This is a genomic window from Hyphomicrobium sp. 99 (assembly GCF_000384335.2).
Lineage (GTDB): Bacteria > Pseudomonadota > Alphaproteobacteria > Rhizobiales > Hyphomicrobiaceae > Hyphomicrobium_B.
Map to the genome: position 1 here is coordinate 642,294 of NZ_KQ031382.1, position 20,557 is coordinate 662,850.

The 20,557-nt window shown below is 56.1% G+C and carries 20 protein-coding genes; 12 read left to right on the forward strand and 8 right to left on the reverse strand.

Going from position 1 to position 20,557, the window contains the following annotated elements; all coding sequences use genetic code 11:
* Window positions 1-283: 283 nt before the first annotated feature.
* Window positions 284-2,209: a phosphoethanolamine transferase gene (locus G359_RS03395; protein ID WP_156150654.1), complete on the reverse strand. Its 1,926-nt coding sequence runs from the start codon at window positions 2,207-2,209 to the stop codon at window positions 284-286.
* A 471-nt stretch (window positions 2,210-2,680) separates the two neighbouring features.
* On the opposite strand from G359_RS03395, the gene G359_RS03400 reads away from it, so the two are divergent.
* Window positions 2,681-2,989, forward strand: coding sequence for a formate dehydrogenase subunit delta (locus G359_RS03400; RefSeq protein WP_045834989.1), 309 nt, complete (start codon window positions 2,681-2,683; stop codon window positions 2,987-2,989).
* Between the two features lie 15 nt (window positions 2,990-3,004).
* Here the strand turns inward: G359_RS03400 and G359_RS03405 are convergent, their stop codons facing one another.
* Entirely contained in the window at window positions 3,005-4,378 is a 1,374-nt protein-coding gene (locus G359_RS03405) for a hypothetical protein (protein ID WP_045834990.1), read from the reverse strand.
* A gap of 549 nt (window positions 4,379-4,927) precedes the next feature.
* Here G359_RS03405 and G359_RS20295 point away from each other — a divergent pair.
* The gene (locus G359_RS20295; protein ID WP_045834992.1) at window positions 4,928-5,149 is read left to right on the forward strand and encodes a hypothetical protein; all 222 of its coding nucleotides are present in this window, start codon (window positions 4,928-4,930) and stop codon (window positions 5,147-5,149) included.
* Window positions 5,150-5,352: 203 nt separating this feature from the next.
* On the opposite strand, the gene G359_RS03420 is transcribed toward G359_RS20295, so the two are convergent.
* Window positions 5,353-5,898: a hypothetical protein gene (locus G359_RS03420; protein WP_156150655.1), complete on the reverse strand. Its 546-nt coding sequence runs from the start codon at window positions 5,896-5,898 to the stop codon at window positions 5,353-5,355.
* 566 nt (window positions 5,899-6,464) lie between these two features.
* On the opposite strand from G359_RS03420, the gene G359_RS03425 reads away from it, so the two are divergent.
* Both G359_RS03425 and G359_RS03435 read left to right on the forward strand, forming a co-directional pair.
* Window positions 6,465-6,797: a hypothetical protein gene (locus G359_RS03425; RefSeq protein WP_045834994.1), complete on the forward strand. Its 333-nt coding sequence runs from the start codon at window positions 6,465-6,467 to the stop codon at window positions 6,795-6,797.
* 511 nt (window positions 6,798-7,308) lie between these two features.
* A complete protein-coding gene (locus G359_RS03435) occupies window positions 7,309-7,890 on the forward strand; it encodes an HdeA/HdeB family chaperone (RefSeq protein ID WP_045834996.1) in 582 nt (193 codons plus the stop codon).
* Between the two features lie 449 nt (window positions 7,891-8,339).
* On the opposite strand, the gene G359_RS21080 is transcribed toward G359_RS03435, so the two are convergent.
* Window positions 8,340-8,915, reverse strand: a complete 576-nt coding sequence (locus G359_RS21080; RefSeq protein ID WP_371199113.1) for a hypothetical protein — start codon at window positions 8,913-8,915, stop codon at window positions 8,340-8,342.
* Between G359_RS21080 and G359_RS03440 the strand changes: the two genes are divergently transcribed.
* The gene (locus G359_RS03440) at window positions 8,811-10,529 is read left to right on the forward strand and encodes a cytochrome-c peroxidase (RefSeq protein WP_371199088.1); all 1,719 of its coding nucleotides are present in this window, start codon (window positions 8,811-8,813) and stop codon (window positions 10,527-10,529) included. The two genes, G359_RS21080 and G359_RS03440, sit on opposite strands and share 105 nt — an antisense overlap.
* Window positions 10,530-10,627: 98 nt before the next feature.
* Window positions 10,628-10,894 carry a hypothetical protein gene (locus G359_RS03445; RefSeq protein ID WP_045834997.1) on the forward strand — a complete coding sequence of 89 codons (267 nt, stop codon included), beginning with the start codon at window positions 10,628-10,630 and terminating at the stop codon, window positions 10,892-10,894.
* A 116-nt stretch (window positions 10,895-11,010) separates the two neighbouring features.
* Here the strand turns inward: G359_RS03445 and G359_RS03450 are convergent, their stop codons facing one another.
* The 4 genes from G359_RS03450 to G359_RS03465 all read right to left on the reverse strand — a co-directional run bounded on the left by G359_RS03450 (window position 11,011) and on the right by G359_RS03465 (window position 15,378).
* Window positions 11,011-12,450 (reverse strand): sensor histidine kinase, encoded by a 1,440-nt coding sequence (locus G359_RS03450; protein ID WP_045834998.1) that lies wholly within the window; start codon window positions 12,448-12,450, stop codon window positions 11,011-11,013.
* Window positions 12,451-12,602: 152 nt separating this feature from the next.
* The gene (locus G359_RS03455) at window positions 12,603-13,955 is read right to left on the reverse strand and encodes an ATP-binding protein (RefSeq protein ID WP_045834999.1); all 1,353 of its coding nucleotides are present in this window, start codon (window positions 13,953-13,955) and stop codon (window positions 12,603-12,605) included.
* Window positions 13,952-14,614, reverse strand: a complete 663-nt coding sequence (locus G359_RS03460; RefSeq protein ID WP_045835000.1) for a response regulator transcription factor — start codon at window positions 14,612-14,614, stop codon at window positions 13,952-13,954. Before G359_RS03460 ends, G359_RS03455 begins: the two co-directional genes overlap by 4 nt.
* A gap of 125 nt (window positions 14,615-14,739) precedes the next feature.
* Window positions 14,740-15,378 (reverse strand): response regulator, encoded by a 639-nt coding sequence (locus G359_RS03465; RefSeq protein ID WP_045835001.1) that lies wholly within the window; start codon window positions 15,376-15,378, stop codon window positions 14,740-14,742.
* A 280-nt stretch (window positions 15,379-15,658) separates the two neighbouring features.
* On the opposite strand from G359_RS03465, the gene G359_RS03470 reads away from it, so the two are divergent.
* Genes G359_RS03470 through G359_RS03495 form a run of 6 tightly spaced genes read left to right on the forward strand, consistent with a single transcriptional unit; the run spans window position 15,659 to window position 20,549 of the window.
* Entirely contained in the window at window positions 15,659-15,997 is a 339-nt protein-coding gene (locus tag G359_RS03470) for a hypothetical protein (RefSeq protein ID WP_045835002.1), read from the forward strand.
* 54 nt (window positions 15,998-16,051) lie between these two features.
* Window positions 16,052-17,863, forward strand: a complete 1,812-nt coding sequence (locus tag G359_RS03475; RefSeq protein ID WP_245279917.1) for a GspE/PulE family protein — start codon at window positions 16,052-16,054, stop codon at window positions 17,861-17,863.
* The gene (locus tag G359_RS03480; protein ID WP_045835003.1) at window positions 17,818-19,044 is read left to right on the forward strand and encodes a type II secretion system F family protein; all 1,227 of its coding nucleotides are present in this window, start codon (window positions 17,818-17,820) and stop codon (window positions 19,042-19,044) included. The genes G359_RS03475 and G359_RS03480 overlap by 46 nt, the downstream gene beginning before the upstream one ends.
* A complete protein-coding gene (locus G359_RS03485) occupies window positions 19,041-19,502 on the forward strand; it encodes a GspH/FimT family pseudopilin (RefSeq protein WP_045835004.1) in 462 nt (153 codons plus the stop codon). The genes G359_RS03480 and G359_RS03485 overlap by 4 nt, the downstream gene beginning before the upstream one ends.
* Window positions 19,486-19,902, forward strand: coding sequence for a type II secretion system protein (locus G359_RS03490; RefSeq protein ID WP_045835005.1), 417 nt, complete (start codon window positions 19,486-19,488; stop codon window positions 19,900-19,902). Before G359_RS03485 ends, G359_RS03490 begins: the two co-directional genes overlap by 17 nt.
* Window positions 19,899-20,549 carry a prepilin-type N-terminal cleavage/methylation domain-containing protein gene (locus G359_RS03495; protein WP_045835006.1) on the forward strand — a complete coding sequence of 217 codons (651 nt, stop codon included), beginning with the start codon at window positions 19,899-19,901 and terminating at the stop codon, window positions 20,547-20,549. Before G359_RS03490 ends, G359_RS03495 begins: the two co-directional genes overlap by 4 nt.
* Window positions 20,550-20,557: the final 8 nt, after the last annotated feature.

Consider the following 20,557-nt stretch of genomic DNA (forward strand, 5'->3'; position numbering starts at 1 on the left):
GACGGGCCCCACTTCATCTGCATTGCCATCTCTGCTGCCAGTCAAACGCTGTAGTTGCCTCGAGACGGTCTGGGCCGTGGGACCTCGACGCCAAGCGCAGCTGAAGTTGCGACTTGCGTAGGACATGACGTGCAGGGCCAAAACCCGCGCGCGTCTCTCATCCAGGATAGCTCCTGCTTGCCGACAGTATGAGGCGCGGCGAACAATGGTCCGATGATGCCCGAGAGATTAAGAGCATCGTGCGTCAGGCCGCCGGGCAACTTTCAAGCGGCCAACAGACACTTCAACGCGAGACGGTCTGCTGACATGATGAAACTGAAGAGCGCTGCGAAGTTGCTAAACGGGTTGGATCGGCTTCGACTTTTTTTGCTCCGTGTTGGGTGAGAGCCGAGTCCCAATCGAGACTGTAGCGTTCCGATGACAGATCATAGCGAGGATCGTAGTCTTCCGCCTCGATCCCGGTTAGTCCCAAAATCAGTTCGTAAAGCAAGTCGTTCGTCCAGACCGCATCGCGGTGATTTCGCAACGCTGCTGTTCGTCCAGCACTCGCTTTTGTAAACGCGTCAGAAAGCCAAACGATAAGAGGAATGTGGGTCATCTCGAACGTAAACATTTGAGGATCGTGGGCCCGACCCTCATCAATACCTTCGGCGTGATCGGGTAGGTAAACGAACGCGCGAAAGCCGGAAAGCTGCTTTGCTTCAGAAAATATTTGGGACAGCACTAGGTCTGTGAAAGCGACGCTGTCGTCGTAGCAATCAGTTTTCTTACGGCGCGCGCTTGCGGTGTCGGCAAACCAGTCGAACCATCCAGCCGTACCAGCATGCGCTGAGTTCGGCGTATCGGAGAACCGAGAAAAGTTCGAAGGAAAACGACGGCAATAATCCTGGTGGCTCCCCATCAGGTGAAGCACGATCAGATTGTTTTCATCGGGATTAATTTGCCTCTTCAAGTCGCGGAGTCTGGATACGAGTTCAATGTCAGGAAAGTCACTGAGGCTTCCGCCGTCAACGCGATGATTTATCTTCACATAAACATCCGCCGTGTTCGCAATGGCCGTTATGGGATTATCGTACGTTCCCAAGCCCTGTTGATTGCTAAGCCAATATGTCCGAAATCCAGCCGATCTCGCGACATCGAGAATCGATGGCGACGCTATATAGTTTTTGCCATTGTACTGATTGGCGGCCGTGAGGGCCAAACTTAGAGCAGGTACTGTCTGAACATAATTGGAATAGGAGTGAGTGAAGCGAGCCCAATTTTCGCTACAGACTTGGTCGTCCATCCAGGGCGTCGTTTTCCTTTCATAGCCGTAAAGGCTCATGTGTCCCCGCGCTTGGGATTCGCCGATGACGAGGACATAAGTCTCCCCCTTCGCAAGCTTGCGAGCGCTTATCGATGGGACCGCATCTTGACGCGCTCTCTCAATGGCGTGGAGGGCTCTGAGTTGTTTGAAATAGGTGAAGGCGTAGCCGATGGTTGCCGCGTACAGCCCGGCGGGCTTGTGGAAACAGGCCAGCTGAACCAGCGCGACAATGGCTATGGCGCTTATTGTCGATACGCCGACGTGCGGTCGGTTTACCCGATATTGTGCAAAATTGAGGGCAAGTACGATGAGCGTATAGCCCAATAACACGACGCCGATCGGATAGTCGAAATTGTCCGCGATAAACTCGCGAGCCTCGAACAGTGTCGTCCCCAAAACAGCCGCGCTCACCTGACTGGAAATAGGAACTCCGAAGTATAGATTATAGCAAAATACCGCAAACACCCAGAATCCCGCCGCCGCAGCAAATATCGTTGAAAAAGCGGCCTGCAGAAGAGGATGCTTTTCCAGTAGTCCGCTTCCAACGAGGTGGAGAGCAAAAAGTGAACCGATGAGAACGAGCCAAGGATTGATGAGGCCATGATAACCGAAATTGTAATATTCAACGCCCGCGCCGAACGCGAGAAGCAAAAAATAGAAGCCAAGCATCGGCAATCGCGCAGCCCGAAGGCGGACGAAAATGCCCACAGTCCAACCGATAACGAGTATCGAAGCGACGGTTCCAGCAGCAAATGCGAACGGTCCGTTCGGGGCGTAACGTTCGACTCTGTGCAGAAGGAAAAGAAGCAGGATATTCACCCCTGCAATTTTGAGGTTTCCCACCGCGTCGCCGCAAAAGACGAAAATGCGCGCTACAAAATTTTGGGGCATGTATTCGCGCAATTGCTGGCTGAGAAAAGTGAGCGGGAGAAGGCGTCGAAAAACAGCCGTCCGCTGTAATGTCGGAAGATTTTTGTTTCCATCATTCTGACTTCTGAAAGACAGAGCGGCGAAGGGAAGGAGCAGGATGCGGTGAAAGGCGGTTGCGGCTTATACGTCCTTTCGTTCCTTGCGTACAGGCCAGACTGTGCCGTCAGAGCATCGGTGGGATGTTGTCGATCAATCTTCGGGTCGAAATGCGCATTTTTTTATATCGATAGGGAGAAAGATATCCAGCGACGGGAATTGATGGAATTGGGACTAGCGGAAATTGGTGTCGCTGTGGCCGAGGAGAAGCTGGTTTCTCAGATGATCTTATTCAGCGAACCGCGTTCTTGAGAGTCATCCCGCATCGCAACGTTTACCTTTTGAGTTGGAACTATCTCTGTCCCAATGGTGTTCAACCACTGATTGCTTCGGTAGCGCAGGTGCTCAATGGAACGCGCGCATCTCATTCAAATGGCCAATCAGATAACCGAGTACTTCGAGGTTTATCCCAAGCCCGAGGCCCTGGATGGCATCGCCAAGCACATCCACAATACCTGGGAGCGGCGGATGCGTGACGCTATGAAGAACATTATTGATGCTGGAGGCGACGATCTAAAGCCGCTCTTTCTCGAAGCCATGGGCGATTATTTCAAAGGGCCAAAGTCCGAAGGAAGACGCGCGACAGTCAATCCGCGCGAGCACGCGCCAGGCGGCGCCCAACCAAGCTTTGCCAACGGCGGGGGCGACGCGGGCTGATTTACGCCCCAACGCCTATCCGAGTTGACGATCTGCCTCCGGTGCGGGCATTGGGCCGAGTCCATGACGGCGCTTGGCCTCAGCGCCAATGGCGAAAGCGGCGAGCAGCAACGAAGCCGCTATCGACGGCCAGACGAAGCGGTATTCCTGGGACTGGATGAGAAAAACCAAGCTCGCGCAGTTCCATCCGGCCGGCAACCAGGCCACCCACAATAACCTCTTGGCGACGATCGTCAGTCTTATGGTTGCGATCAAGCCAGTGAGCAGGTAGAGCGCCGGCCGGTTGAACGGGCCTTTGCCGTTGAAATAGCGGCCGTGAAACCAACGCAGCCAATCGGCGAGGCCTGGGATCTTCGATTGTGTGGTCAGCCCGAGTTCCGTCGCGAGAGGGTGGCGGGTGATCTCGAGCGGTGCGTCCGCAAGCCCGTCATGCTTGCGGGCCCAGGGGCGCCAAAACAGCTCCGTCATGCAAAGCTCTTGCCGCAGGGCGACGAAAGGATGGTTGGCCGCAAGCGAGGCGGCGGTCGTGAAGACCTTGCCCAGCTCAACGTCGGCATACGTAACGCGGGCGTCATTGAAGTAGAATGGAACGACGTTCCCACAAGGGACGGACTTCCACGCCTCAATAGGCGCTATGGCGAGTATCGTCCTTTCTTGATCGGGTGACAGATGTACATCGGCGCGAACCATGGCCGCCAGAATGGGCAGCGCGACGATGGTCCGCAACTGACCGGATTGCGGCGATGCGGCAAGCGCCGAGAGAAGGAATGTCTTCGATATTACGAACGCGACGATCTGCGCGGTGGCGAGCAGGACGGCTGGAACGCGTGCAGGCCTCACGGCCCAGAGCATTAGGAAGGCTCCCACCGACAAGATAATGCCGTTGTGTCGGAGCAGCACAAGGGCGATCCCCGCAGCGCCCATGGCCGCCCATTCCCATGATGACAAGTCGAAGTCCAGCCGGGCGCTTCGAACGAGTAGGGCCGTCAAGACAATGAGCGACGTACCGAAGGGCACATCCTTCCACAGTGTAGTGACCAGGAAAAAGTTCGGCGGAAACAGCGGGAAAAGCACTGCTGTCGCCGCTACGACCGGAAGCGCTACATTCCAACCGCGTAGCTCAGTCAGAAAGTAACCGGTCGCTAGTGCGAACATCGCGTAGTGCGCGAAGACAACGAAGGCCGGGCTTGGTACGAGCTGATAGAACATCCAGTTCAGCAAAGTACCGCTGACCGGGTGCGTGTCGTCGAAGCGCCAAGTCAGCAGCTGCTGCCACTGGTCTAAAGAGTCCGGCGACATCTGCGCTGGCCAAAACGCCAAATGGACAACGGAATAGATGACGATGCTGGGGATCGCGAATGCGATCGAGGAACCGACTGTCCGCAACATTGAGAGCCCTCGAATAACGAGGCTGTCCAATGCAGCGCCCGTTTCGCGCAGCTTGGGCAATCCATGGTGCTGAACTTATCGGCACTCGAACTCTCGTGCGAGAAGAACGCTCACGTTTTACGACGAAATCTGTGCGATGTCCGCACTGTGGCTTTCAATCACATTGAGGCTTCCCTAGAGCTTTCTTGAATCGCGCGCCTGGGAAACCAGCGCAAAAAAGCAGCGGCCTTGCGGATGCTGATGTGGAGCGAAAGCTTGCTCCAATCTCAAATGAACTGAGCAAAAGAAATCCGAGACCAGAACTGCAACCGGCGTTTGAGCCGACCGCGGACCAGCATGCTGCGCGCCTTCCGCGTTCTCGGCCATCGCGGCCAATCGCTGAGTAAGTCACGCTATGCGAACTCTCGTGCCAATCGCAATATTTGGGATCAAGACTTCTAGGTGGGCGTGAACCACATTATGGGGTGCCGCCGCACACACCTGCGACGAAACAAGTAGTCACCTAACGAGCATCACAACGAATGTGGCTAGAAATTAGCGCTTCGAACCGTGCTCTATGAGGTGAGCCTTTGCCGCCTCTTCGTGGTGTTGCCGCGCGTGGATGTGATGCGCCTCTGCCAAATGGGCGTGGTGAGCAGCCTTTTCGTGCTGACCCGCTTGATAGTGCTTGGCAGCTTCCTTGTGGTGCTCCGCGGCATGCTGGTGATGCTCGGCGGCTTTCTGATGATGTTCGTGAGCTTTCTGAGCCATTTTGGGCAATCCTTCTTTTGAAGATGGATCTCCTTAAGCGGCAAACTATAAGCGCGCCTTATAATGGTCTGTCGATTTTGATCATGTGCATTCGGCCTATGCCTTTCGGCGGGTATTTGCGCGTCGTTCCGCACGATGGACGGCAACTGCCGATGTCGAACGTGAGCTAGAAAGCTAAAATAAGAGAAATTGTTTTTGCAGAGTCCGCTGTAATTAAATCCGCCTCACCATTCCCACCATGAGCACCGATGCAATGGGCTGCCGTCCGGAGGCATTCTGTTTGGAGGAGTTCCGCTCGGGAGTCGCATGCGGTCCCAAAATTCCGACGGCCGAACCACCCAAACGCGCGTTTCCAAACGAAGCCGTTGGATAAACTGGCCGTCGCAGGTCAACAATGCCGAGATGCGGGCGAGCTCGCACTCTGCGATGATTTTCCGATCGCTCGCATCCGCACGGTGGGGGATCAGTTCTTCAGCGCGCTTTGCGACGAGAGATTCTTCAGGCGAAGGCCGCACCTCTGAAACACGGCTCAACGCCCAGCCGATGTGGTCCTCGCGTTTTTCGCGATCCGGGATCGCCTCGTATTCCAATTTGACAGTTGGCACCAATTTGAAACTGGCCTCAGGCGGCATCCAAAAAAATATTCTGACAAGGGCAAGTTTTTCTTCGGCCAAAGCCCCCGAGGGGCGATCAGGAGCCGCATTCATCGCCTCGATCCAATAGGTGAGTGCATTGGCGTCGAGTGCGAGCATCCATCGATTTGATCTCACTATCGACTGTCCTTCGCCTATCGCTGTAGCACCGTGCCCGAACTTGCCTATTCGGCATCCGGTTGGTCGCGCTGTCAACTTGGCAGACGGCGGTGCCGCGCTCGATTGCGGCCTCTCTCTGCCGATTTGAACGAACAGTCCTCGACTTCAATGATCACCCTGTGGCAGAGACAGGTTTTGGGTGATCGGAGGTCCTATGCATCGCCACGTCAAACTCTTTGCCATCGCTTGCATCCTTATTGCGATTGGGTTCGTGGCTGGCCGGTACGTCATGTATGAGCAGGCCGCGCACTACGACGCCACGCATCCGTGATACGCTCCGACGCCGGGCGCGCCACATCGGGGCGGCGGGTTGGAGGCTGCATTTTGTTGTTCGGTCCGCGGGTTCGGCCGCCGCGATCAAATCCGTTCGCAGCCACGCCACCGCGGCGCCCTCCGCCGAACTCACAGATATTTTTTGCGGCTCTGCCTTTTATCGATTGTCACCTTTCGAGCCGCCGATAGATTGACCTCAAGGGACTGCGGAAACTCCGCTCCTGAAGCCGGGAGGCTTAGAGGTACCCGACATGGAAAACTACAGAGCAATCGTCATCGTCGAGCGCTCAATCAATCAACCAATGCGGTTCTGCGACACGCGCCATAAGCGAAGCGGCAGCGCCTACGTCTTCGGTTCATACGGGGAGGCACTCGCGTTCGTGCAGGGGACGAAAGTCAATTCAGTTGTCATTGAGTTTGACGTTGAAGCCGACACTTTGGACTTCTGCGACGCAGTCAAAGCCCTGAAGGTGCCGATCGTTGTTTCTGCGAACAGTCTGGAACCGCAGAACCTCACGCAATTTGGAATAAGCGGGTCGAGCGTATTCTATCCCGCCGGCGCCACCCAAAGAAAAGCATCCTGAAGCCTGACCAGTATCGTCGGCTATGACTTGTCGGTCTGTTTGGAGATGCTCTGTGGCCCCCCAAGCATGCGCTTGACCGCGTCAATCGCAGCTTTTGTCGCCTCGAGATGATGGTGCGTCCGCGCCGAGCTAGCCTTCATGCGCTCGGCGAACGATAAAACCTGTTTGTCTCTGATGTCCTTGGAGACCCGGAAATCGACCCAGATAATATTGTCCCTAAACATGCCAAGGGCGCCCTTTAACGCTGTGCTTTAGACCCAACGTGCAATCAGCGTGCCTCTTCTTTGATATATACGCTTTTGCCCTGTTCCCGGATCGGTTCGCTACTGTCGAATCCTCCAAGGCATGAGCGCGGAGTTAGAGCGATGGGTGTCACGAGCGCGACCGTCAGATCGGAGTGCTCACGCCGATTATTAACCTCTTCGATCTATGGGTCCGCTGGCTGGGGATTATCCCGCGTCCCCGACCCGCAGGCACTGCGCAGGTCGGTGGTTTAATCAGGGACCGTTCGATGAAGAGTGTCTTCCTTTCCGTTTTATCGTCGCTGTTGTTATGGGCAGTCTTCCCGCTCGCAGCGGTAGCCGAGCAGATCGACGTATCGACAATCAGTTGCGAGAAGCTGGCATCTGCCTATGAAGCGAAGACCCCGAGCGACCTGTCATTCGTCAACGGCATTCTGAATTGGATGGGCGGCTACCACGCCACGGTAGATCAAGGTACCGTCGTCGATTGGGACAAGCTGTCGGACGCTTTCGACAAAACAGTCGTATTTTGCTCCGAACATCCCGGAGTTGGCGTGCTGTCGGCGAGCGAAAAGTTCATGGGCGAAAATATCGAAGACGCGAGCCCCAAGAGCTACGACCTGGCAATCGTCACCTGCGAGTCAGCTCTGACGAACAAAGACGTCCTGAAAAACATCGGCGATACGTTCATGTGGCTGGCCGGCTATCACGCTAGCTACAACAATGGCTCGACGATGCTGGATGTTGAGAAATTCATCAAGCAGACGAGTGACATCGCCGACTATTGCGAGGCCAATCCCAAGGCGAGCTTGGTAACGGCCGCCGAGAAATTCATGAGCGAAAGCGAGTAGATCGCTTCTCTGAGACCGCAAGGCATAGGAGCGGGCACCTCGCTCCTATGCTTTTTTTTTGTCCACGCGACATCTGCAGTACCGAAATGCGTTCTGCAAGCGCGCCATCGGATCGACCATGGTCTGGTCGCCATCGGTCCCGAGTTAAGACCAACGTCTGAAGCGCGTCACACCCTCTAGACCCAATCCCTTCCGATCTACTCCGAGAATTCGAAACAATTATCGTCAGCATGCTGATGGCGGCGCGATTTTTGCTGAACCCGTGTCCCTGCCTGGTGTTCGCGTTCGAGGATGGAGATATGGATTCCCGAGTTCATTGGACAAGCGTGTCTTTCGGCATGAGAGAGCGCGAAAACCGAAAGAGGCGATCCGCCGTCTCGTTAGGATCCAAGCTCATCGCGTGGGTGGTCACCGTCTCGGTTGCATCCGCGGGCTTACCGGCTTACCAGCTATCGGCGCAGGTCATAGATCCGGTCGCAGATATACCGTCTCTCGCCGGCGTTAAGCCGATTTTGCCAAACGTGAGCGCGTACATCAAAGACCCGATTGCAGCCCAGCAGCTTGGCAAGGCATTGTTTTGGGACACCCAGGTCGGAAGCGACGGACAAGCTTGTGCAACCTGCCATTTCCACGCTGGTGCCGACATCCGCATCAAGAACCAAGTTGACCCGAGCGTACGAAACACCGTGGTCGCTTTGCAGGCGATCTTTGATGCCCGCGATAACAACGCTGGGATCTCCGGTCCCAATAAGCAGTACAACGCTCCCGATTTTCCGTTCCACAAACTTGCGAACGTCAACGATCGGGAATCGCCGGTCACGTTCGACACGAACGATGTCTTTTCCTCGCAGGGCACTTACGCAGGTGATTTCATTTCGGGTGAAAGAACCGCGCGGCAAGACTTGCTCACCGCTTTCCTTGTGAAACGCAGCCTCCCGAGGGGCCGAATTCGCACGACCGAGAAGTGCAATCTGACCTACAGCCCGTTCAATCCCACGACCAATCCAACGGGAAACCCCTTTCACGCGAACGGTCTCATTTATCGCAAGGTCGAGCCACGTCAGACTCCAACAACCGTAAACGCCGTCTACAATTTCAGGCAGTTCTGGGATGGCCGCGCGAACAGTCAGTTCAACGGTGTTGATCCTTTCGGGCCGAGAACGTTCGCACCGTTGGATCCGGTCACCTTAGTCGGTAATCCCAATGCAGCCGGCGCGGGCATACTTGTTCAATCCGGTAAAACTCTGGCGCTGACAAAGCCTCTCATCGACAACGCGAGCCTCGCGTCTCAGGCGGTCGGGCCGCCGCTGAGCGACTTCGAAATGTCCTGCGCCGGAAAGACGTTTGCCGATCTTGGGGCAAAGCTCTTGCCGATTCGGCCCCTGTCGACGCAGGTCGTCCATCCTCAGGATAGTCTCTTTAGTAAAACCCCCTCTCTCATTCCGTCCTCGTCGCAAACCGGATTGAAAACGACATACAAAGCCCTCGTCGAAAAGGCCTTCTACCCGCAGTACTGGACAGTATCTGGAAAGTTCACCGTCGATTCCGCGACGGGCAGCATCAAGGTCGATTTCGTCAAAGGTCATACGCAGGAAGAACTGAACTTCTCGCTCTTTTGGGGGCTTGCAATCCAGGCCTACGAGCAGCTGCTTATCTCGGATGACGCGCCATTCGATCACGGCCCGGCGGCAATGAGTCAGCAAGCGGTCGCCGGCATGGCGATTTTCGAAGGCAAAGGAAAGTGCGTCGCCTGTCACAATGGTCCGCTTCTCTCTGGAGCAACAGTGACCAGCCTTTCAACCGAGTCCCCTAAATCGATTGAAGGCATGCTGATGGGCGACGGACGTCCGGGTATCTACGACTCGGGTTTTTATAATATCGGTGCGCGACCGACCTCCGAAGACCTAGGTGTCGGTGCCACAGATCCATACGGCTTCGACCTGTCATTCACTCGCCAATTCAAGTGGCGTCTGCTGAATCAAAAGAACAAATCCTTAGACCGCTTTGAGGTAAGGCCTTGCGAATTCGAAACACCAATCTTCACGCCTTGCGACAATCTCCCGTCGCTGACAGATCCCACAACCGCTCCGCGCGACGCTGTCGATGGATCATTCAAGGTTCCGATTCTGCGCAACGTTGGTCTCAACCCGCCATATTTTCACAACGGGGGCCAAGCGACGCTGAAGGATGTTGTTCGCTTCTATAATCGTGGTGGCGATCGTCGCGGCCCGCTCGATGCCGACACGACTGGGCTGGCAACGCCCACGCCATTCGGCGTAATCAACAATACCAATCTGGACCCGGATATCGGCGATGCGAGCGCGACATCGACGAATAATTCGCTCGGTTTAACCGATGAGGAGGAAGAAGACCTCGTTCAATTCTTGCTTTCGCTGACTGATAATCGCGTGGCATGCCATTCCGGAGTCTTTGATCATCCCTCCCTGCCGATTGCGAGCGGCCAAATGGATGCGGCCAAAGCTAAAACTCAACAGGCCAAGGATGTCGTCGTCACCTTGCCGGCGGTTGGGCAACAAGGTTTGAAAGTTTGTTTCCCGAACTCCGGGGATCTCTTTGGAACGCTGAATGCTTCAGATCCCCGCCGCCTTCAGGACGTATTTACTCAGGTTGTAAAATGAGTGCAGCACGCGTCCCTGCGGCCTCCCGGGATGATTCAAGAGAGCGCCGAAAATTATTCGCGCTCATCGAGAACAGAGACTGACGATAGGAACCGTGTGTGGACCACGCTATTGCCATATCGCGCGCTACGTACATCGGTGCGAACATCCTCACGGTTGCGATAGTATTGCTGGCATTCTTCCTATTGCCGGATGGCGCAGCGCCACCGCAGGATAATTTCTTTCCAGAAAAAATGCGCCGGCCGTGCGGCCTTCTGACGTCGATAGTCCAGTTCAACGTGGTGCTGACTGTCGTCGCCGGGGCGCTGTGGCTTTTACTCGTTCTCGCCGAAGAGATTCACCGCTCGTTGCAGAATGTTGGATAAGGTTTGGGAACGAGGGTTGACCAGACCATCCAACTTGCCTTTGCGGCGTCCGATTACTTGGTGCTCTGAAGCCTATTCTCGATTGAGGCGTAGGCGCATGACCTGCAAACGGCCCCTCATGCACGCGCAAGCGCGGTTATGACGTCTTCCTGGATAACGAATTTCGCGACGAGACGCGTCCCTTCTCCAGACGAGGGATAAATTTCCAGAACACCACCCTTTGACTTTATTCGATCGGCCATGCCTAAGAGGCCAAACCCGATGCGATCATCTTGGGCATTACGATATGTGAATTGCTTGCCTTCGTCGCGTATTTCGACAGTCAGCTGGCGGCCATCGTATTCGGCACGCAACGATTGCCCCTTTCCACCGGCGTGCCAAAAGGCATTATTCAAGGCCTCGCGCGTGAATTGAAACAGGCATGCGGACAGATCGCTGTTGACCGCTGGCAGAGAACCAATATTGAGCGCGACGGAGCTGCGCGTACGATCCTCGTGTAGCTGCGCGGCGAACGTGAATACCTGTTGAAGTGTCAAATTTTCGAGTTCCGGATTTGTCGACTTCCGCAAGATATTGCGGATTTCCTTCAAGGCATCGCCCGTCACCCCGCGCACGGCATCGATCGCTGCTTTCGGCGTTGGGGCATCGGAAGAAAGTCCGAGTGCATCGAGCTTCAATAACGCAAGGGCCAGAAGCTGTGCCGGGCCATCGTGCAGATCCGCCATGACTTCTCCCATCGACTTCGACTTGCGGTCATCCGAAGTTTTGGCGACAGCTTTTTCGTCTTGCTCCATTTGATTGCGAAGGATATCGGCCGCCAACAGATTTTTCGCAATGACACTCTTCCGGCGCGCGGGTCGTGTTCGTATTTCGCGCAGCACGGCTAACGCAGCGATGAGCGCGAGTATCGAAAAAAGCCCGGCGAAGGCCGAACTATATTTCCTCGCTTTCCGCAAGTCTTTGGATAGCTCATCGGCATCCATGAAGAATTCGGCCGCACCGATGACCGGCGAGGTACCGAGCGCACGCAGCGGGGCGTGAACTTCCACAATTGGAACGGTAAAATCGTGCTTGCCGGTCACCGGGTCCTGAGGGGCTTCGCTCAGCTCGGTCGTGACTTCGCCCCTGAACGCACCACGCAGTTGCTCGTGAAGTTCGTACTTGATTCCCTCAAGTGCCCTTTCATCGCTGTAAACGATCGTGCCGTCGGGATGCCAGATTCTGAGGTTGACGACGTTCTTGCGAAAAGAGGGATTGATGAGCAACTTGTCGAGAGATGCTCTTTCTTCATTCGTCAGACTTGGCCCCAATACGAGGGATTGAACCAGCGGCTCGAGAAAGCCCTCGATGAAATGTGCTGCAGTTAAAGAGGCGTTTTCGATAACGCGAGCCTCAATATTTGAATCGATGAAGAAGCCGATGGCAGTCGCTGTAAAAAAAAATGCCGTGGCAAAAATCGCGCCCAGGCGATGCGGCGAGTTTTTCAATCTTGCCACATAGCCAGCACGTTGTGAGCACGCACTTTCCGAAGCGCTGCGATCAAATTTGGCGCCCATGCTCATTCTCAGTTGTCGGCGCAAATCTCTGGAATTCTTATAAGTCATGATCCGGAGAGTCCATCTCCTCCGCCAACGCTCGGAATTACGAGGTGATCTCTGAGACCTTCATTTTAATTGGAATGTACACTGAGTCGATTTATTGCTTCACCTCAGGCTTGATTGAGCGTTATTGCCGCTCGCAATCCCCCCAGTGAACTCCGCGATAACCGCAATTGACCACCGTACAGAAAAATCAGCTCGCTGGCGATGGCTAGCCCGAGTCCGCTGCCGGGGACCGTTGGATCCGCCCGCTCGCCGCGCTGGACAATACGGTCGATCTGTTCGTCTTCCACGCCTGGACCATCATCATCGACAGTCAGAAGAATGGAATTCGCAGTCTGACTGGCTTCAACCAAGACCTGATGTCGTGCCCATTTCTGAGCGTTGTCCAGAACGTTCCCCATGATGTCGCTGAAATCTGCGCGATCGATCGTCAATGGCAGCGATGGGTTGATCGACACGTTCCAATTAAGCTCTTCGCTTCGGGCTAGCTTCTTCAGGGCGCTTACGATTCCGGATATTTCAGTAGCGGCATCGATCTGTGAATGAGCCGCGGGTTCAAAAAATCGGGGGCGCGAAAGGGCGAGCTCCCGTTCGACATGCCATCTCATGGCTTCCAATTGTTTTTCGAACTCCATAGCTGGTTTGAAAGCTCCATCGCGTCTCAACTGCCGGCTGAGGGCGGCCATAACCGCCAACGGCGTTTTCAGGCCATGTGCGAGATTGGCGGCCCGGGCGCTTGCGGCAGCGAGGGCGTCGTCTCGGGCGGCGAGCAGGTCGTTCGTTTCCGATATGAGAGGTGCGATCTCTGTTGGAAAATTGCCCTCGATTCTGCGCGCGCTGCCGTTTCTCACGGCAGTCAATGATTCCCGCAGGGCCTTGAGGGGTTTCAGGCCGATAAAGACTTGGGCCATTGCCGCAAGAATGATCAGTAGAAAGACCACCGCGACGCCAATCCAGACGTCATTCGAAAAGCTATGTCGTGCGACCAGTATTTCTTCGTAATCGATCGCCGTGACGATCTCAAAAGCCCGGTCGTTGTGGCTAGGGGCTCGGACGATCTCGGCGAGACCCAGCAAGGATTGGTCGTTAGGCCCTGAGAAGCGGCTGACTGTAAGCGCGCCGAATTGCGAGGGCTGCGTAGGGCTAAGGGTTTCCGCCCACAGCGAGGGTGACCGGAGGAGAGGCTTGCCGTCCTCCGAGAGTTGCCAATATCGGTGCCCGTAAGCCAGCAGAAAGTTGGGGTGTGCCGGCACATCGACGAGATTTACATTTCCCGACGGATCGATCTCGATTGAATCGGCAATGAGATTAAGGTCGGTGGTCAGATCGGATATCGCGCCCCGATCGATACTCCGTTCAAAAAGAGCCTGCAGGCCAAGCGCCGCCATGGGCAACGTCAACAGAAGGAACACCAGCCACGCCGCCAGCAGTCTGAGGCTGAGCGATCCTTCCCGTATCACGGCGATGCGTCCACTACGTAACCTTGGCCCCGGCGTGTCTCGATGATGTCAATGCCGAGCTTCCGTCGAAGGCGTGCGATCATGGCCTCGATGGCGTTGACGTCGCGTCCGTCGTTGTGGCCATAAACGTGCTCTTTAAGCTCCTCCCGAGAGATGACCTTGCCCAAATGATGCAAGAGATGGCTTAGAAGCCGAAACTCGAAAGGAGTAACGTGAATATTCCTCCCCCCGACCGTCACGTTCATCGCAGCCGTATCTAGTCGCAACGGTCCGGCAATGATGGTCGACGTATGATGATGATTGCCGCGGCGCAGAACGGCGCCCAACCGAGCCAAGAGCTCCGGCATCTGAAAAGGCTTCGCCAAATAGTCATCCGCGCCGGCGTTGATACCTTCGACGCGCTCGACCCAGGATGCGCGCGCGGTCAGTACGACGACCGGCATCGATCGTCCGTCTGTGCGCCAACGCTTGAGAATGGTGAGACCGTCAAGTTTGGGAAGTCCGAGATCGAGAATGACAGCGCTATAGGTCTCGGTTGATCCGAGTAGTAGCGCGTCCTGGCCGCTATCGCATGTTTCGACGATGTAACCTGCTTCGGCGAGGCTCGACCGGATGTCTTCAGCAATCGTTGGCTCATCTTCGACGACCAAGATTTTCATCCGTCCCGATCCCCCTCGCCAGTTCCCCTCGTGGTTAGCTTGCGGGTCTGAAGATTGCTCGCCCTCGACGGCGGCTACCGCGGTCGCTCGCGATTTCGCGTAGATGTATGACGGATTGCAGCAGCTTAGAGCGATCTTTCCTTAACCCGCAGCGCGGCTTCGAGGCGGCTACGAACCTGTAGCTTCTGCATAATACTTGTCATGTAATGCTTGACGGTCTTCTCGCTGAGCGAGAGGACGCGAGCGATTTCCTTGTTCTTGAGGCCGAGGGCCAATTGATTGAGAACCGCTTCTTCCCGCGATGTGAGATCGTTTTGCGGGGAGGTCGTCTTCGGAACAGAACGCACGCGGATTTTTGTCAAGATGCGTGCAGCGAGCGCCGGCGTCACGTAGGATTCGCCCTCGCACACGCTCCGGACGACGCGAACCAGTTCCGAAGGGCTCGTTCCCTTGAGAATATAACCCGCTACGCCTGCCTCAAGGCACGTCGCGACGCTATCGTCCAGGTCGCAGACAGTGAGCATGATGAGGCGGATTTTTGGATGAGCCTTCGAAATCTGCAAGGCTGCTTCGAGGCCCGACCCAGGCATATTGACGTCCAACAATATCGCGTCGGGATGCTGATTCTGGGCAATTGCAATGGCGTCGTGGGCGCTCCCGCCTTCAGCAATGACCTCGAAGTCTCCGGCGGTTTTAAGGGAATGGATTACGCCGGCCCGCAATAGGGGATGGTCGTCAACGACCGCAATACGCGTATTGGCCACGTTATTTAGCCCGTTTTTTGAAGCGTTACCGTTACTATTCTACAATCTGCAATGCTGGCCGAACGTCCGTCGACTGACGAAGTTTATAGCGGTTCCAGATATTTTTCTCAACTTAAAGCAAAGCCGATTTAGACTAAATTCTATCTTTATTAATTGCGGTGTAGCCGCCTTACACTCTTCTTCCTGACAAGTTTCTGACAGCGTCCGGTGAACAACTGTCAGGGCAGATTTAGTAGGAGGGTAATGCTGGCATACCGACAGAAACGTAACGAGGCTGGACATGAACTTGGAAGCCGAACAGGCAGGCGTCTGGAGCGTTGGCCTCACAGTCCGGGAGGAAGGGCTAGAGATCCATGCTGTAAACAGTCGGAGCGAAGTGATTCTCGAAGGTTGGTTCCCGATTGAGGCAGGCTTGGCCCTTGTCTGCGGCCGCCCGGCCTGTGTGATTGCCATCGACGAGGAAACCCTCCCGACAAGCATCGTTTCCGATTTGGCGTATCTCGGCCATTCCGTTGTCGTTGTTCCGCCCACGACCGATTTTTGGAACAGGCCGACTTCGCACCGCCGGGCGAAAGATATTCACGATATTGGTGTGACCCTACTGGAAGTAATGAATTGAAAGGCGCAAAATAAATTTAAGTTAGCTTGAATTTATATGCGGGAGTTTAAGAAGGTGGCGATTGAGGCGGAGGAAATCGCGCTCGATGTGAGTTCACGTCAGAGCGATCCGCGCGCGGCCGAATTCATCGAGCAATTCTCGGCGTTTCTTCAATCGAACTCGTTCCTGGACGAGCTGGCAATTCGGCGCGCGCAGCGCGCGCAAAAGCAATCCGGCGAACGCTTTGACTTGGTCATCATGCGTCTTGGGCTGCTCTCAGACAGGCTGATGGCAAAAGCTTTGTCGGCATATTGCGGTCTTAGGCTGGTCTCCGAAGATGCTTTTCCCGAGAGGCCGCTTTTTTCGCAAGAGATAGACGCCGCATTCCTGAAGCACAGCGGCGTGCTGCCGCTGGCCGAAAAAGGGGAAAAAATCGAGCTGGCAGTGGCGGACCCATTCAATGGCGATGCCGTTGCCGCAATCTCCTACTTGATAGGCCGTCCGATCGAACTCTGCGTCGCGGCCTTTGGAGATATTGAGAGGGCAATTGGAAAGCTCTACGGCGACAATGTCGCCAAATCGGAAATTGACGGGGGTTCAGCGGCTGCCACCGCGGAGGTCAGCGACGCCGACGTTCAGCGTCTCGAAGATATGGCCAGCGAAGCGCCGGTCATCCGTCTTGTTCAAGACCTGATCGTACGCGCAGCCAACGAACAGGCTTCAGACATCCACATTGAACCGCGCGAAGACTGCGTGCGGGTGCGCATCCGCCTCGACGGTATTCTGCATACCATAGAAACGCTGCCGATCAGCGTACGGGAAGCCCTAGGGTCTCGCGTTAAGATCATGGCGCGGCTGAACATTGCCGAGCGTCGCCTCCCCCAAGACGGTCGCATCAAAGTGAATGTTCGCGGACGGGAGATCGATCTCCGCGTCTCGACGATGCCGACGTTGTGGGGAGAAAGCATCGTTCTCCGGCTTCTCGATCGAAGCAGTGTCGAACTCGACTTTCCCAAGCTCGGGTTTTCGGGCGGCTCCTACGACGATCTCCGCCAGCTGCTGGATCAGCCTAACGGCATCATCTTGGTCACCGGCCCGACCGGAAGCGGCAAGACCACGACGCTTTATACCGCCCTCAGCCTTTTGAATTCGGCTGAACGTAAAGTGTTCACGGTCGAAGATCCGATCGAATACCAATTGCCGGGCGTCAACCAGATCCAGGTGCAGCCGAAAATTGGACTGACATTCGCGACGGCCTTGCGATCGATCCTCCGTCAGGATCCCGACATCATCATGGTCGGCGAAATTCGCGACCTCGAAACGGCGCAAATCGCAATTCAAGCCTCGCTGACGGGGCATTTGGTGCTCTCGACGGTTCACACGAACAGTGCTGCCGCGACGCTGACACGCCTGTTGGACATGGGCGTCGAAAAGTACCTACTGACTTCCACCGTTAAGGGCGTGCTGGCGCAAAGGTTGGTCAGAAAGCTTTGCGCGAGCTGCTCGCAGCCATCGCCCGAGACTGCGCGCGTTCTGCGCTGGTTGCGGTCGACTGGAGCAGACCCTGTCACACTGTTGAATGGCGAAGAACCGCGGCTGCATCGGGCCGTCGGATGTCCGGCATGCCGGCAGACAGGCTTCGCTGGGCGCACCACGATTTACGAGTTGCTGACGATGTCCGAGGAGATTCGCGATTCCATTTCGATGGGAAATTCGGAAGGCGAAATAGAACGAGTGAGTATGGCTCAGGGCATGACCACCATGCTACAAGCTGGTCTATTGAAGGCACTTAAAGGCGAGACGACAGTCGAAGAAGTCATGCGCGTAGCCCGGTTTGATACATGCCTCGATTCCGATACAGAGCTTACGATCAGCGCGGCACCTTAAAGAAGGGTGATATCGAGGCACGCTCGCGCGAAGCAGCGCTAGAGGCGCTTCATAAGCAAAGTCTCTACACGTCGGAACTTTTCGAAGCCAAGGCGGTCAGCGGCCAACGCTGGTGGGAGCGCGAGGTCTTCGGCGGGGGATCGCTCCCCCTTTCCGGGCTGGCGCTTTTCACCCGAGAACTGTCAATACTCATCAATGCCGATCTGCCCTTGGATGAAGCGCTGCGGATCGTCAGCCTGCAACCTCTCATTCCTGCACGCGTGAGAAAGAGCACGCAGGCAATCCTTGAGGCGGTGCGCGGCGGGGCGTCGATGTCGGGTGCCATGGCGGCGCGGGGTCGCGATTTCCCGGAGTATTATTGGAAACTTGTCGAGTCCGGTGAAGCCAGTGGCTCGCTCGGCGACGTGCTGGAAGACATGAGCGTTTTCCTCGAGAGATCGTCGGAGTTGAGATCCCAGATAACGTCAGCCCTGCTTTACCCGGCAATCCTTATGGCTGCGGCGGCCGTCGCCGTTGGCGTCATTCTAACTGTCCTGTTACCGACCGTTCTGCCACTGTTCAAAGACGCAGGCGCCCCGCCACCCGCATCTCTGCAATTCCTTGTCGATGCGGAAGCGTTTGCATCGGCAAACTGGGCGTTTGTTCTTGCCGTCTTTGCCGGGCTTTTCATCGCTGTTGCATTCGCTGTTCGCAATGCCGGACTTCGTCAATGGGTGGACGGCGCACTTCTCCGCCTGCCTCTGTTTGGCAGCTTCTCCGCAAACCGTGAGACCGCACGCCTGGCACGCACGCTCGCGACGCTCACTCGGAATGGCGTTGCAGTTCTGGATGCCGTTCGTCTCTCGGCCTCGGTCCTTCGAAACCGCGCTTTCGCGGCGGCGGTCACACGCGCTGGCGAAACGTTGAAGGAAGGTGGCACGCTTTCGAAGCCGCTTGAGCAATCCGGACTTTTCTCCGAGCTGTCGCTCCGCCTAATCGCAGTCGGCGAGCGAACGGGCCAGCTCGAACCGATGCTGACTCGCGTCGCCACCATCTACGAGGCGACCGTCGCGCGCCAAATTTCCCGCATGATGACGCTGCTGACGCCGGTCATGACGCTCCTAATCGGCGTCCTGGTTGGTGGGCTCATCCTTTCAGTGATGAATGCGATCCTGAGCATCAACGATCTGGCGCTGCAATGACAGTCATAGGGAGACGCGGCGGCGGCGAGGGTGGCTTCACGCTGCTCGAATTGCTCGTCGTTCTCGTCATTCTCGCCTTGGCAGGTGCGGTCGCAATTCCGAAGACGCGAAACGAAAGCAGCGCAATGACGCTCCGCAGTGTTGCAACAGGTCTCGCTGCCGAATTGCGCGCAGCTCGCGCCGATGCCATACGAACGGGCACCAACCAATCGGTGACGATTGACGCTGAGCATAGAAAGTATTGGACCGGCGAAAATGGCCGCGTTCATTATGTTCCAGCTGGCATAGAGATCAGTGCTTCGATCGGCAAGTCCGGATCGATGCCGCTCGCGAGGGTGAGTTTCGAGCCCGACGGCAGCTCTGCGGGCGGAAACATTTTTCTCAAGGCCGGCAACAAGAAGGCCGACGTCATGGTCGATTGGATGACCGGAGCGACCCAAGTTGAGCGCGATTTCTAATTCATCGCGAACCCGCGATAGCGGGTTCACCCTCATTGAAGCCATTGTCGCGCTGGTCTGTTTCGCGGGTGTCTTCGTTGCTGTCCAGCTTTCTCTCAATCGCGGAATGCGCGGCCTGCGCATCGGAGACCGGGAAGCTGCGGCACTGGAAATTGCGCGCTCGGTTCTGCAGACGGCAGGGGCAACGAACGCACTGAAGGATGCGCTACATGAAACCGGTGAAAGCGGCGGGATGTTCTGGGAGAAATCCGTTTCAAAGTACATTCCGGAAGCGTCTTCCGATGAGCCCACAAAGATCGACGGATATTGGGTTTCAGTCGACGTCGATTGGCGCGAGAGTGCCGGCTTGCACTCAAGAAGGCTCAGCCTGAAGACTTTAAAAATCGTGCCTGCGCCATGACGAAAGCCGTGGGGACAGAGCAGGGCGTCAAACCCGAGGCGGGCTTCACGTTACTCGAAGTTCTCCTTTCTCTCGTTCTTGTCTCACTCTTGTTGACGGCAATCCCACCTGCTCTTCGCCTCACGAAGAATGTCTTCAAAGTGACGGCAAAGATCGACAGAGATTCCACTTTCACGGCGTCGCTCAGTTTTCTGGAGCGGCGCCTAGCCCAGGCGATGCCCATCTACCAACATTCGCCCGACGGCTTGCTAGCGATCGTATTCAGCGGTGAGCCCCGTGCGGTAAAGTTTGTTGCACCCATGATCAGCCAGGATGAACCGGGCGGACTTTTCTTGTTCTCTCTATCGCCGATCGAGACGCCGGACGGCCGGGATCAGCTGGCCCTAACTTGGCAGCCATTTCGGTCCAATGCCGATCACCGTGATGCGCCCCAGCAGCAACGCCAGCGGATATTGCTGCCCGATGCTACAGGCTTCACGCTGAGCTACTTCGGCGTTCCGGAGACATCGAAAGAGGCTCAGTGGAACGAGTCGTGGACACGCAAAAACGCTCTGCCGACGGTCGTGAAATTAACATACAACTCGCCAGGCGCGCGATCCGAGGTCCGTTCGAGGCGCATCGAGCTGCACCTTCAAACTCAGCAATAGGCTCAGTG